8 protein-coding genes are annotated in these 13,769 nt (G+C 64.3%); 4 read left to right on the top strand and 4 right to left on the bottom strand.

What is annotated here, in order from left to right; all coding sequences use genetic code 11:
* Positions 1–6 precede the first annotated feature (6 nt).
* From flhB to alaS, 4 genes are all read left to right on the top strand, one after another.
* A complete protein-coding gene (gene flhB, locus X907_RS10050) occupies positions 7–1,074 on the top strand; it encodes a flagellar biosynthesis protein FlhB (protein ID WP_127567600.1) in 1,068 nt (355 codons plus the stop codon).
* 920 nt (positions 1,075–1,994) lie between these two features.
* Positions 1,995–3,842, top strand: a complete 1,848-nt coding sequence (locus tag X907_RS10045) for an ATP-binding protein (protein WP_418766413.1) — start codon at positions 1,995–1,997, stop codon at positions 3,840–3,842.
* A 118-nt stretch (positions 3,843–3,960) separates the two neighbouring features.
* Positions 3,961–5,049, top strand: a complete 1,089-nt coding sequence (gene recA, locus X907_RS10040) for a recombinase RecA (protein WP_127567596.1) — start codon at positions 3,961–3,963, stop codon at positions 5,047–5,049.
* Positions 5,050–5,165: 116 nt separating this feature from the next.
* Positions 5,166–7,823 (top strand): alanine--tRNA ligase, encoded by a 2,658-nt coding sequence (gene alaS, locus X907_RS10035; protein ID WP_127567594.1) that lies wholly within the window; start codon positions 5,166–5,168, stop codon positions 7,821–7,823.
* 234 nt (positions 7,824–8,057) lie between these two features.
* Here alaS and scpA read toward each other — a convergent pair whose 3' ends face one another.
* From scpA to X907_RS10015, 4 genes are all read right to left on the bottom strand, one after another.
* On the bottom strand, positions 8,058–10,202 hold the full coding sequence (gene scpA / locus X907_RS10030) for a methylmalonyl-CoA mutase (RefSeq protein ID WP_127567592.1): 2,145 nt from the start codon (positions 10,200–10,202) through the stop codon (positions 8,058–8,060).
* Positions 10,199–12,052: a methylmalonyl-CoA mutase family protein gene (locus tag X907_RS10025; RefSeq protein ID WP_127567590.1), complete on the bottom strand. Its 1,854-nt coding sequence runs from the start codon at positions 12,050–12,052 to the stop codon at positions 10,199–10,201. The genes scpA and X907_RS10025 overlap by 4 nt, the downstream gene beginning before the upstream one ends.
* 335 nt (positions 12,053–12,387) lie before the next feature.
* A complete protein-coding gene (locus tag X907_RS10020) occupies positions 12,388–12,552 on the bottom strand; it encodes a Flp family type IVb pilin (RefSeq protein WP_127567588.1) in 165 nt (54 codons plus the stop codon).
* 378 nt (positions 12,553–12,930) lie between these two features.
* Positions 12,931–13,734 carry a hypothetical protein gene (locus tag X907_RS10015; RefSeq protein WP_127567586.1) on the bottom strand — a complete coding sequence of 268 codons (804 nt, stop codon included), beginning with the start codon at positions 13,732–13,734 and terminating at the stop codon, positions 12,931–12,933.
* Positions 13,735–13,769: the final 35 nt, after the last annotated feature.

Here is a 13,769-nt window from a genome sequence, read left to right as displayed (position 1 = left end):
GATCACATGGCAGAAGGTGAAGACAAGAGCGAAAAGACCGAGCCGCCAAGCCAGCGAAAGCTGGACAAGGCGCGCGAGAAAGGCGACGTCCCCAAATCCCAGGAAATCCCGGCCTGGTTTATCCTGGCGGCAGGCCTTGGCGTGCTGGCCGCCTTCGGGCCGTCCATGGGTGCAGGGCTGACGCGCGAGCTGTCAGTCTTCCTTTCCCAGCCTCACGAGATGTCGCTCGATAATACCGGCGCGCTGGCGCTGACCATGGCTGCGGTGATGAAGGTCCTGCTGGTCATGGGGCTGGCGTTCGGGGCGATCATTGCGGCGGCGCTGGCGGGCCATTTTGTCCAGCACGGGCTGATCTTCACCACGTCCAAGCTGGAGCCCAAGCTCAGCAAGCTGAACCCTGTCGAAGGCGTGAAGCGTATTCTCGGGCCTCAGGGCTGGGTGAATTTCGTCAAGGGCCTCGCCAAGATGGCGCTGGTGGCCATCGCCATCACCATTGTGCTGTGGCCGCGCCAGTCGCTGCTGGCCGGTCTGCCTGCCGTGGCGCCAGCCCAGATTCTGGTGCTGTTCCGTGAGATTGCCATCCAGCTCATGCTGGCGGCGCTGGCGGTGTTCGCGATCATCGCACTGGCCGATTACATTTTCCAGCGCCAGCAATTCTATGACCGCAACAAGATGAGCCGCCGCGAGATCCGCGATGAGTTCAAGGAGTCCGAAGGCGACCCGATGGTGCGCGCGCGCCTGCGCCAGATACGTCAGGAGCGGGCCAGAAAGCGCATGATGGCCGCCGTGCCGGAGGCGGCTGTCGTCATCACCAACCCGACCCACTACGCGGTGGCGCTGAAATACCAGCAGGGTGTGACAGCCGCGCCGATATGCGTGGCCAAGGGCGTGGAAGCGGTGGCGTTGAAAATCCGCGAGATCGCCGAGGAGCACGGCGTGCCGATCGTCGAAGATCCGCCGCTGGCGCGCGCCCTGCACGCCAGCGTCGATCTCGACGAGGTGATTCCGCCGGAACACTTCGCGGCAGTCGCCAAGGTGATCGGCTATGTGCTCTCGCTGAAAAAACGGCGCTAGGAATAGCTCACCACCTCGTACTCGATCCCGTCCCGGTCCTCGAAATAGAAGCGCTGGCTTGGCCCGTAATCGGCGCGCTCGAGCGCGCAGCCTGCCGCAGAAGTTTTCGTCAGGGCGCGGAAAACTGGTTAACCTGAATCGGTCAAACCAGTGGCCGAATCGCTTTTCCCACACGGAGTGCCGTGATGACCGACGCCCCCGCCCGTACAGACAAGGCCGCAAAGCCGGATCCGAAGCCCGCGAAGGGCAGTACCGGACCTGTGTCGGTGCGTAAGCAGTCGCTTCCCAGAGAGCGTCAGAGCCGGATCACGCTGCTGGCGCGCACCGTGTTCTGGATTTCGGGCCTGCTGGCGCTTGGGGCGGCCGGCTTCTCGCTCATTGCGGCGTCGACGGCGGGCTGGCACGGGTTTGTGCTGTTGTCGGGCATAGCGTTCGTTGCCTTCATTCTGATGTTCGCGCTGGCCGCCGGGGAGAGCGCTGCGCGCTCGCTGCGCATTGAGCCTGCGGTCCGGCCCAAGGCTGATGCGCTGGTCAGTGCCGCCATTGATGCGGCTGGCGAACCGATACTCATCACCGATGTGCGTGGGCGGGCGATCTGGGCCAATAACGCCTACCAGAAGCTGGCAAAGACCGTGATGCCGCTGACGGCAGGCATTGCCCTGCCAGCGCCGGACCGTTTGTGGCCGGGCAGTTCGGGCGGCGCGCTCTACCGTCTGTCGCGCGCAGCCGCATCGGGCGAGGCCGCCCGTGAAACCCTTACCGCGCTCGGAGAGTCCGGTGGCGGCGTGTATAGCGTTTCCATTGATCCGGTGCCGCAGGGCGGCGCGCTGTGGCGCTTCACCGAAGTGCGCGCAGGCGACACGCTGGAAGCTGAAGCCGGAACGCCGGACTGGGCCGAGCATGCGCCGGTGGGCCTGTTCATGGCCGATGGCGAGGGCCGTGTGCTGGCCGCCAATGCGACCTTGCGCTCCTGGCTGGATGTGCCTGAGGGGCAGGCCCTGAAGGTGAAAGACTTCCTGGCCGGTGACATGGCCAAGGGCTTCCTGAAAACCCGCGGCGAGAAGGGCGTTGTGCGCCTTGATGCGCGGCTGCTGGCTCGCGAAGGTGTTGAAAGCCCGATTACCCTCGCCGTTGAATGGGATGAGGGGCGCCCTGTGCGCGCGCGCGCCGTGGTTTACGGGCTGACGGCGGCAGGCACGCCCCCCGGCGTCGCCCAGATGATTGCCCAGCACACCGGCGGGCGTACTGGACGGACCTTCGATGACATGTTTGCCAGCGCGCCGTTTGGCGTGGCGCGCCTTGACGGCGCCGACCCGGCCCGCTCGATCATCGAGGATGCCAATCCGGCCCTGGTGCAGCTGTCGGGCGGCGCGGCGCTGCCGGGCAAGGCATTTGAAAGCCTGTTCGACTGGAGCCTCGGAGACAGTGCGGAGGCGGCCTTTGCTGCGGCCATGTCCGGGCGCAGCGAGCCGGTGGCGCTCAAGCTGAAATCGTCGGACGGCTTGCGCGACGTGCATCTCTTCCTGTCGCCGGCGCGTTCGGGCAAGCGGGCGGCCTATCTGGTGGACATCACGGCTTTGCGCGAGCTGGAAGGCCAGTATGCGCAGGCCCAAAAGCTCAAAGCGGTCGGTGAGCTGGTGGCGCGCGTGGCGCACGACTTCAACAATTTCCTGACCGCGATCCGGCTGAATACTGACAATCTGCTGCTGCGCCATCCGGTAGGGGACCCGACCTATCCGGACCTGCAGAACATCAATGGCGTGGTGGCGCAGGCGGCAGGCCGGATCAAGCACCTGCTCGCCTTTGCCCGCAAGCAGACCCTGCGCGTCGAGACTGTCGATCTGACCGAGACGCTCGCCGATACCGTACACCTGGTGCGCCAGAGCGTGGAAGAATGGGTGCGCGTGGAAGTGCGTCATGGCCGGGATGTGCCGTTGGTACGCATTGACAAGGACGAGCTTGCCAACGCGCTGATGAACCTTGCCACCAATGCGCGCGACGCGATGGCAGCCAAGGGGCGCGGCACGCTGACCATCTCCACCGAAGGCGTTGATGCCACCATCGTGCGCGCGGCTGGCGCGCCGGACGTCAAGGACGGGCCATGGGCGGCCATTCACGTCGCCGACGAAGGCTCCGGCATGGATGAGGCCACGCTGGAGAAAATCTTCGAGCCGTTCTTCACGACCAAGGAGCCCGGCAAGGGCACGGGCCTCGGCCTTGCGACGGTCTATGGCATCGTCAAGCAGTCCGGCGGCTTCCTGTTTGCGCGTTCGAAGCCCGGTGAGGGCACGACCTTCTCGATCTATCTGCCCGGCCACACGCCCGATGCCGAGGAGATCGCAAAGACCGAAGCGCGCAAGGCTGAAGTGCCGGTGCAGCGCAAGCCTGCAGACCTCGCCGGGCGCGGGCGAATCCTGCTGGTGGAGGATGAAGCGCCGGTACGCACCATTACGGCGGCGACGCTGAAAAAGCGCGGCTATGAGGTGGAACAGGCCGAGGATGGCGAAGAGGCTCTCGCGATTCTCGAGGAGCGCCCCGGCGAGTTTGATCTCATCATCTCCGACGTGGTTATGCCGGGGCTGGACGGTCCGGGGCTACTGAAAGCCGCTACCCAGTATCTCGGCAATGCGCGCGTGATCTTCATTTCGGGCTATGCCGAGGAGCATTTCTCGCACACCCTGTCGGCGGATCTCGATATTTCCTTCCTGCCCAAGCCCTTCAGCCTGGAGGCGCTGGCCCAGCGCGTGAAGGACGAGTTGGGGCGGTAGGACGTGTTCGTCGCGCGTAAATGTTCCGCTTGTGTTCTGTGAACAAATCCGGTACAGATTCCCTCAACGCAGCGCAATTGCCGATCCGGGCGATGCGTGAAATAAGGGAACCGAACCGATGGCATCTTCCGCAATCCGACTGGTGAAAGACACCGATATGGACAAGTCCAAGGCACTCGAAGCCGCACTCACGCAGATCGACCGCCAGTTCGGCAAGGGCTCAGTCATGAAGCTCGGTGCCCGCCCGAACCAGAATATCGAGGCGGTGTCCACCGGCTCGCTGGGGCTGGACATTGCGCTGGGCGTTGGCGGCCTGCCCAAAGGGCGGATCGTCGAGATTTACGGCCCTGAAAGCTCGGGCAAAACGACGCTGGCCCTGCACTGCATTGCCGAGGCGCAAAAGCGCGGCGGCGTGTGCGCCTTCGTTGACGCGGAACATGCGCTCGATCCGGTCTATGCCCGCAAGCTGGGCGTGGATGTGGGTGAGTTGCTGGTCTCCCAGCCTGATACGGGTGAGCAGTCGCTGGAAATTACCGACACGCTGGTGCGTTCTGGCGCCATTGATGTGCTGGTGATCGACTCTGTCGCTGCGCTGACGCCGCGTGCCGAGCTGGAAGGCGATATGGGCGACAGCCTGCCGGGCCTTCAGGCCCGTCTGATGAGCCAGGCGCTGCGCAAGCTCACCGGCTCCATCTCCAAGTCCAACTGTCTTGTCATCTTCATCAACCAGATCCGCATGAAGATCGGCGTGATGTTTGGCAATCCGGAAACGACGACCGGCGGTAATGCGCTGAAATTCTATTCCTCGGTCCGCCTCGATATTCGCCGCATCGGCGCGATCAAGGACCGTGACGAGGTGATCGGTAACCAGACGCGCGTGAAAGTGGTCAAGAACAAGGTGGCGCCGCCCTTCCGCGAGGTGGAGTTCGATATTCTCTATGGCGAAGGCATTTCGCGCATGGGCGAGGTGATTGATCTGGGCGTGAAGGCCGGGATCATCGAAAAATCCGGCTCATGGTACTCGCATGACTCCGAGCGCATCGGTCAGGGCCGCGAAAACGCCCGCAAATTCCTGCTCGATCACCCGGAGATTTCGGAGAAGATCGAGAACCAGATCCGTGCCAATGCCGGCCTCATTGCCGAGGAAATGCTGGTTGGTCCGGGCGAGGATGATGATCTGGATGATGCGGCGGAAGCGGCCGGGTAGGGCGTCTTCGCAGCTCTTAACCGCATTGCATTGCAGCGGGCGCTTGGCTAAGCCGGGCGCCCGTTCGTATATGTGCGCAACGGTAAGTGAAATTTTGCAGATGAGCGGAGACTGCCATGACGCGCTTGCGCGACATACGTGCCCAGTTCCTTGGCTATTTTGAAGGGAACGGCCATGAAGTGGTGGCCTCCAGCCCGCTCGTGCCCAAGGATGACCCGACCCTGCTTTTCACCAATGCGGGCATGGTCCAGTTCAAGAACGTGTTTACTGGCGCTGAAAAGCGCGCCAATCCGCGCGCCGTCTCCTCGCAGAAATGCGTACGCGCAGGCGGCAAGCACAACGATCTTGATAATGTGGGCTATACGGCGCGCCACCACACCTTCTTTGAAATGCTGGGGAATTTCTCCTTCGGCGACTATTTCAAGGAAGAGGCGATCCACCATGCCTGGACGCTGGTAACGAAGGACTTCGCGCTCCCCAAGGACAAGCTCCTCGTCACGGTCTATGCCGAGGATGATGACGCGGCCGCGCTCTGGAAGAAAATAGCCAGCCTGCCGGATGATCGCATCATCCGCATCGCCACGTCTGACAATTTCTGGATGATGGGCGATACCGGCCCGTGCGGTCCGTGCTCTGAGATTTTCTTTGACCATGGCGAGCACATTCCCGGCGGCCCTCCGGGTAGCCCGGACGAGGATGGCGACCGCTTTATCGAGATCTGGAATCTCGTCTTCATGCAGTATGAGCAGCAGGCCGATGGCTCGCGCATCAACCTGCCCAAGCCCTCCATCGATACCGGCATGGGGCTGGAGCGGGTGGCGGCTGTCCTGCAGGGCAAGCACAATAATTACGAGATTGATCTGTTCGCTAACCTCATCAAGGCCGGCGAAGAGGCGCTCAAAGTGAAGGCGCAGGGCGCGGCGCTGGCCAGCCACCGCGTCATCGCCGACCATTTGCGCGCCACCAGCTTCCTCATCGCCGATGGCGTAACGCCGTCCAATGAGGGGCGCGGCTATGTGCTGCGCCGGATCATGCGCCGTGCCATGCGCCATGCGCATATTCTGGGCGCGACGGAGCCGGTCATCTACACGCTGGCGCCAGTGCTGGCTGCCGAGATGGGCGATGCCTTCCCGGAGCTGAACCGCGCCCTGCCCGTGATCGAGGAGACGCTGCGCGGTGAGGAAGAGCGCTTTCAGCGCACGCTGGGCCGCGGCCTGACGCTTCTCGAAGAGGCGATTGCCGATCTGCCAGAGGGCGCGGCTTTGCCCGGCGAGACCGCGTTCAAGCTCTATGACACCTATGGGTTTCCGCTTGACCTCACCCAGGATGCGCTGCGCGCGAAGGGCTTAAGCGTTGATGAGGCGGGCTTCAACACCGCCATGGACCGCCAGCGCGCCGAGGCGCGCGCCCACTGGCAAGGCTCCGGCGATGCCGCGGGCGACGCTGTCTGGTTCGCGGTGCGCGATGTCACCGGCCCGACGCAGTTCCTCGGCTATAGCGAGCTGTCGGCGAAGGGCGCACTCAAGGCGATCATCGCCGATGGCGGCATGCAGGAAACTCTGGCCGAGGGTATGCGGGGCGAGCTGGTGTTCGACCGCACGCCCTTCTACGCCGAGTCCGGCGGCCAGATTGGCGATGCAGGCGAGATCCGCTTTTCCGGCGGCGCGCGCTTTGTGGTCGAGGACGTGAAAAAGCGTGCAGGCGATGTGTTCGCCCATATCGGCACGCTCGAAGGCGCCTCCATCAAGGCAGGCGACGAGGCGGAGCTGCTGGTGGATGCGCAGCGGCGTGACCGCACCCGCTCCAACCACTCGGCGACCCACCTCATGCACTCGGCCCTGCGCAATGTGCTGGGCCCGCACGTCTCCCAGAAAGGCTCCTATGTGGGGCCGGACCGGCTGCGCTTTGACTTCTCCCATGGCCGCGCGCTTTCGCCTTCCGACATCGCCGCGATCGAGGCGGAAGTGAACGCGGTCGTGCGCCAGAATGACGAGACCGAGACGAGCGAATCCACGCCGGAAGAAGCCATCGCCAAGGGCGCTCTGGCCCTGTTTGGCGAGAAATATGGCGACAAGGTACGCGTGCTCACCATCGGCCAGGCGCCGGGCGAACCGGACAAGGCGTATTCGGTGGAGCTGTGCGGCGGCACCCACGTGCGCCGCACCGGCGATATTGCCCTGTTCAAGATTGTCGGCGAAAGCGCCGTGTCGGCAGGCGTGCGCCGTGTCGAGGCGCTGACCGGTGAGGCCGCGCGCGAGTATCTGGAACAGCAGGCCGGCATCGCCAAGGCCGCTGCCGATACGCTCAAAGTCCCGGTGTCGGAGCTGGAAAAGCGCCTGTCTGCGCTGGTCGATGAACGGCGTAAGCTGGAAAAGGAATTGAGCGACGCCAAGACAAAGCTCGCCATGGGCGGTGGCGGCGGTGCCGCGCCTGCGGCCGTTGAAACCATTGGCAATCTGAAGTTCACCGGGCGTATCGTCGAAGGCGTGGGCGGCAAGGAATTGCGCAGCCTCGTCGATGCCGCGCGCGCTGAAATGGGCTCCGGCATCGCCGCCTTTGTCGGCATTAATGATGGCAAGGCCGCGATTGCCGTCGGGGTGACAGAGGATCTGGCGGGCAGCGCAGCCGACGCCGTGGCGCTGGTGCGCGCAGGGTCAGAGGCGATTGGCGGCAAGGGCGGCGGCGGCCGTCCCGACTTTGCGCAGGCCGGCGGCCCCGATGCCAGCAAGGGCGAGGAAGCGCTCGCCGCCATCCGCGCCGCGCTGGCGGGGTAGGGGCGCTTACCGAGCCTCTTTTCTCGTCATTCCGGAAAGTGCGTCAGCACTTATCCGGAACCCAGCACTTTTTGATCTCTGGATCCCGGGTCAAGCCCGGGAACCCGGTTGAGAGGTAATAGCCAGAAACACCGGGGTCCCCGCCTCCGAGCGGGGACCCATTTTTCACAAGACGCTGGGTTCCGGGTCTGCGCGCTGCCGCGCTCCGCCCGGAATGACGAAATAAGGGGGCGATCAGCGCGCGCTACCCAGCCTCTCGATCAGCTCTATCGCGCTATCGGCAATCACCGTGCCGGGCGGGTAGACGGCGGCGGCGCCCATCTGGCGCAGCGTGGAGACGTCTTCAGGCGGGATCACGCCGCCCACCACGATCAGCTTGTCACCGCCCCCGCCATCTTTCAGCGCATCGCGCAGCGCGGGCACCAGGGTGAGGTGTCCGGCGGCCAGCGAAGACGCGGCCACGACATGGACATCGTTTTCGATGGCCTGGCGGGCGGCTTCTTCGGGCGTCTGGAAGAGCGGGCCGATATCCACGTCCCAGCCGAGATCAGCAAAGGCGGAGGCGACGACCTTCTGGCCCCGGTCATGGCCGTCCTGGCCCATTTTCGCGATCAGTATGCGCGGCCGGCGCCCCTCGGCCTCGGCAAAGGCATCGGCGGCGGCCAGCGCGCGCTGGACCTTCTCGTCATTGCCTGAGGCTTTCAAATACACCCCCTGTATCGACTGGATGGCGGCCTTGTGGCGGCCATAAACCTTTTCCAGCGCGTCGGAAATTTCCCCTACGCTGGCATGCGCGCGGGCCGCATCGACGGCCAGAGCCAGCAGATTGCCGGTTTTCTCATCCGCCGCGCGGGTGAGGGCGTGCAGGGCGGCCTCCACCTGTTGCGGATCGCGCTCCGCCTTGAGCTTTTTCAGCTTTTCAAGCTGCTGGCGGCGCACGCCGGCATTATCCACCTTCAGCACCGGCACGTCTTCAGGCTCGGTCAGGCGGAACTTGTTCACGCCCGCAATCGTCTGCTGGCCGGAATCGATGCGCGCTTGCGTCTTGGCAGCCGCCTCCTCGATGCGCAGTTTCGGTGTGCCGTCCTCGATGGCTTTCGCCATGCCGCCCAGCGCGTCGATTTCCTCGATATGGGCGAGCGCGCGGGCAGCAAGATCATGGGTCAGGCGCTCGACAAACCAGCTGCCGCCCCACGGATCGATTGTGTCGGTCAGGTGCGCCTCGGTTTCCAGCACGATCTGGGTATTGCGCGCGATGCGGGCGGAGAAGTCCGTCGGCAGGGCCAGCGCCTCATCCAGCGAATTGGTATGCAGCGACTGGGTGTGACCATCGACAGCGGCCATCGCCTCGATCGTGGTGCGCGCGACATTGTTGAACACGTCCTGCGCGGTCAGAGACCAGCCGGATGTCTGGCTGTGCGCGCGCAAGGAGAGGGATTTGTCGGACTTCGGCGCAAAGCGCTCCTTCACCAGCTTCGCCCAGATCAGGCGCGCGGCGCGCAGCTTGGCCACTTCCATGTAATAATTCATGGAAATGCCCCAGAAGAAGGAGAGGCGCGGGGCGAATGTGTCCACGTCCAGCCCGGCCTTCACGCCGGCGGCAATGTATTCCAGCCCATCCGCGATGGTGTAGGCCAGCTCCAGATCCGCCGGGGCGCCAGCCTCCTGTATGTGGTAGCCGGAGATGGAGATGGAGTTGAAACGCGGCATCTCCGTCGAGGTGAAGGCGAAAATGTCGGAGATGATCCGCATAGAGGGCGCAGGCGGGTAGATATAGGTGTTGCGCACCATGAACTCTTTCAGGATGTCGTTCTGGATCGTGCCTGAAAGCTGGGCCGGTTTTACGCCCTGTTCCTCTGCCGCGACGATATAGAGCGCGAGCACGGGCAGCACCGCGCCATTCATCGTCATCGACACGCTCATCTGGTCCAGCGGTATGCCGTCGAAAAGCTGGCGCATATCGAGAATGGAATCGACCGCCACGCCCGCCATGCCGACATCGCCGATCACGCGCGGATTATCGCTGTCATAGCCCCGGTGCGTGGCCAGATCGAAGGCGATGGAAAGCCCTTTCTGCCCGGCGGCCAGATTGCGCCGGTAGAAGGCGTTGGAGTCTTCCGCCGTGGAGAAGCCCGCATACTGGCGGATCGTCCACGGGCGCTGCACGAACATGGTCGGGTAGGGGCCGCGATGGAAGGGGGCAAGGCCCGGCAGGCCGCCTGCAAAGTCCAGCGGCGCGGTGTCCTGCGGCCCATAGGCGGGGGCGATCTCGATGCCTTCAGGGCTCATCCAGCCGTCCGGGCGGGCGGCCTTGCTGGCTGCTGCGCGCGGCGGATTGAAGGGCAGGCGCGTGAAATCGGGCGGGGTCTGACGGGTCATGCATCCACTCCCATCGCGCGCGCGGCAAGGCGGGCGTCTTCCAGCGCGTCAGAGCGCATATGGATCGCGTGATCTATGGCGGCGTCTGCCGGGGCACTGTCGTGCCGCCCGGCCAGCCAGACGGATACCGCACCGGCAGCTTTCAGCGCTGCGGCGAGCCCGGCGGCGTGGTCTGCATAAGCCTGATCAGTGCCACACATGATGGCGAGGGCAGAGCCGGAGCTTCTAAACGCCTCAACGCATGCCTCTACGTTGTCATGGGCCATGGCAGGCGCTGTACGCAGCCCGGCCACGCCCAGCCGGTTGGTGGCAAAGCCCGCGCGGGCATTGAATTCCGGCAAAGTGCCAAGCGTGGCGAGGAAAACCGGCCCCGGCGCGGCGGCCTCCACCTTGGCGCGGATAGCCTCGAAGGGCGCGGCTGTGCGCATCGGTGCGGGCAGCGGGATGGCGTCAACCGGCGCGTCTGCGAAGGCAGATTTGGCAAGGGCTGGCGGTGTGTAGGCGCCGTCTTCAGCTTTCAGGGCGCGCGGATCGAGATCAGGGAAGCTGGTAACACCGATAACCGGCTCCTTGCCCGTGCTGACCAGCTTCATCAGCCCGTCAGCGGCCTTGGCGATATCTCCTTTCCAGCTGTCGGAGCGTAGCGCCGCGCTGGCCCCGCCAAGAGCGATCATGCGCTGCATCTCGCCCCATGCGGCTTCGGCAAGCTTATGGCTGAGCGTTTCATGCAGATAGCTGCCGCCTGCCGGATCATTGATCTTTCCGGCATGGGTCTCTTCGGCGAGCAAGATGTGCAGATTGCGCGCAAGACGCCGTGAGAAGGGCGTGGAGCGCCCGGAAGCGCGCGTCATCGGTGTGATGGTCAGCGCATCTGCCCCGCCCGCCGTGGCGGCAAGGCCTGCACAGGCGGCCCGGATGAGGTTCGTCCACGGATCAATGGCGGACAGGCCCCGTTCGCCGGTCGTCGCGTGTATATACAACGCGCCGCGCTCGTCGCTGATGCCCCACGCATCCATCATCTGCGCCCAGATCAGGCGCATGGCGCGCAGCTTGGCAATGGTCAGGTGAATATCGGTATCGGCGGCCAGCTCCACCTCTATCGTGGCGGCGGCATCGCCCGCATCCCAGCCCGCTTTGACCAGCGCTTCCATGGCCTCGACGGCGCTGGCGGCGGCAAAAGCCAGCTCCTGCACCTCGGTGCCGCCCGCCTCGAATACGGCGCGGCCATCGGCGCGGAAGGCACGGATGGCAGGCGATGTTTTGCGCGCCCGCGTGGCCAGTGCGATGCGTTTACCTGCCTCCCGGCCCAGCGCGGCTGACAGGCCCAGCCCGCCGCCCGCTACCGCATCCCGGCGCTCCAGCAGGTCCAGCAGCAGGCGGGCTGCCTCAACATCCCACGCGCCTGCGCGCAAATGGACCGGGGCGAGGTCCAGCATCACATCGGCGAGGACGGCTTCGAGCTCGTCTGAATTACGCGCGGCGATTCCCGATTTGCCGGAGGGATCGATCTCCAGCGTGATCTCGCTCGCCCCGCCTGCCAAGTCGGCCAGTATGGCGGTATTGGCTTCGCGCGGAGCGGCGGTGTCGTGCGCCTGCCGCATGGCCCAGGGCAGGTAGGCATCGCGCGCCAGTACGCGCCCGCGAGCGAAGGGCGGTGTGCCGGGCAGCGCCGCATCAGGCGGCGCCGCATTGTGAGGCGCAAACAGCGGACCGCGTGCAACATCGTCGCGCGTGCGGCGTGTCAGCAAGTTCACCGGCTTGCCAGCCAGTGCCTTCACGGCAAGCGCTTCCCACGCATCCGGCGTGGCGGGCGCAAATCCGTCAGCGAGCGGTATGATCTGATCTGTCATGGTGCCAGTGAGTATACCGGCAGGGCGCGGGAGGGAAGTTCCGACCGCTGAAACCGGAGGGCGGGGCCGCTTCCCGGCGGCCTTTTCCCTCGTCCTTCGAGACGTTCGCTACGCTCACCCTCAGGATGAGGGGAAAAGCCCCAGAGCCCTCATCCTTTCGGACGCGGTGGCGCTCGAAGGACGAGGGCTTTATCCTGCAACGGGTCCCGGCTCTGCGCTGCGCTGGGCCGGGATTTCAGAGATGGGCAACTCCCAAAACTGAAAAGGCCGCCCCTTCAAGGGGCGGCCCATCCAGCCGACTCTGGGTCGGGAACTTGTGGCTGGACTAAACCAGCTTAGCCGAGGGCTTCCTCAACCGTCTCGAAGGTGCTCTCAAGGCTGGTGCCCAGCAGGGTCACAGCGCTGATGATCACAACGGCGATAAGGGCGGCGATCAGACCATATTCGATGGCCGTTGCACCCGATTCGTCTTTGAAGAAACGCGAAACCAGATTTTTCATCCCACTACTCCTTGTTGTTTAGCTCGCTGGCTGCCCAGAGCCAAGTCCATCCCGACCCGTCCTGAACGTGAGCAGAGTAAACACCGGGGAGCGTTTCAGTCCGGTAAAAATTCGTGATTTATTTTTGGTAAATTGCTGAAATAATTGGTATGGTTAAGGCGCGGTTAAATTCTGGGGCAAGTTGTCATCACCCGCGCATGCCGGTGATCCTAGCCCGCTAGGTGATGTCCTCCCCCGTTTACGGGGGAGGTGGTCCGAAGGACCGGAGGGGGGAGCTTGTTTTGAGTTACCCCCCCCCTCGCCCCCTTTTCGGGGGCACTCCCCCCGTGAACGGGGGGAGACACCATGACACCGGGAGGTGCAGGATGAAGGTTTCACCTACTGGGCGAATTCCTGCCAGCTCTGGCGCACGCCCAGCTGGGCAAAAATGGCCTGCCAGTGTGCGCGGATAGCGGCGCGCTGTTCCGGCGTCCAGCCATCATGATCCTGTGCGACGAACAGTATCTCGATCTCCACGCCAGCCAGAGTGCGGCCATAGCGCGCTTCGATCTGGCGCGCGATTGTGCCCGGATCAGGCAGGCGGTTGGCCAGGTCCGCGCGGGCGGGGCCGTAAACCGAATATAGCTGCGTGTTCTGCAGCATGTCGGAGATCAGGATGATGCGCCGGCGCGGGACAGCGGTGTTGAAATCCTCGCTATTGCCCAGCTCGGCCAGCGATTCCAGCAGCGGTGTGACGGGCGAGTCGATCAGATCCATCAACCCGTCGAGCGCGCGGTCGAGCGGGCGGTCAAACAACGCATCATAGCGCGCCTGCACCCGGTTCGGGTTGCGATAGAGCGGGTTGATCTGGTCGCCCCGCCCCGGATTGCAGACCGAAAACCGGTTGGTATTGCGGATTTCGCCGCGATGGTTGAGCTCAAAAAGGGAGAGGCGTTCGCCGATTTCCAGCTGACTGCGTGCGGCAAGGATGACGTCGTTGATCCGGCGGGCCTGCGAGGGCGTGTAGCGGACCTCGGTACGGTCAATCATGATGACCGTGTGCGGAGGTGTTTCCCCGACCAGGCAGAGCGTTTCGGGATCATACTCCTCTGGCTGCAGGACCAGAGCCGCATAGCTGATTGCGCCGAGTACCCCGGCGACAACCACCATGTTAAACAGGCCTACAAGATCCTTGCCTCTCATGGTTCCAGCCCCTTTTCCGCCAGCGCCCCCGCACC

Origin of the sequence: Glycocaulis alkaliphilus (assembly GCF_004000605.1) — a bacterium.
In the GTDB taxonomy this organism is placed as follows: domain Bacteria; phylum Pseudomonadota; class Alphaproteobacteria; order Caulobacterales; family Maricaulaceae; genus Glycocaulis; species Glycocaulis alkaliphilus.
Note: the sequence above shows the minus strand (reverse complement) of the source record. Positions and strands in the feature narration are given on the sequence as shown.

What these genes read in the sequence shown, in the direction of transcription:
- recA (WP_127567596.1), top strand. Translation starts at nt 3,961, where the DNA reads ATGGCATCTTCCGCAATCCGACTGGTGAAAGACACCGATATGGACAAG.
- X907_RS10025 (WP_127567590.1), bottom strand. Translation starts at nt 12,052, where the DNA reads ATGACAGATCAGATCATACCGCTCGCTGACGGATTTGCGCCCGCCACG.
- X907_RS10020 (WP_127567588.1), bottom strand. Translation starts at nt 12,552, where the DNA reads ATGAAAAATCTGGTTTCGCGTTTCTTCAAAGACGAATCGGGTGCAACG.
- flhB (WP_127567600.1), top strand. Translation starts at nt 7, where the DNA reads ATGGCAGAAGGTGAAGACAAGAGCGAAAAGACCGAGCCGCCAAGCCAG.
- alaS (WP_127567594.1), top strand. Translation starts at nt 5,166, where the DNA reads ATGACGCGCTTGCGCGACATACGTGCCCAGTTCCTTGGCTATTTTGAA.
- scpA (WP_127567592.1), bottom strand. Translation starts at nt 10,202, where the DNA reads ATGACCCGTCAGACCCCGCCCGATTTCACGCGCCTGCCCTTCAATCCG.
- X907_RS10015 (WP_127567586.1), bottom strand. Translation starts at nt 13,734, where the DNA reads ATGAGAGGCAAGGATCTTGTAGGCCTGTTTAACATGGTGGTTGTCGCC.
- X907_RS10045 (WP_418766413.1), top strand. Translation starts at nt 1,995, where the DNA reads ATGGCCGATGGCGAGGGCCGTGTGCTGGCCGCCAATGCGACCTTGCGC.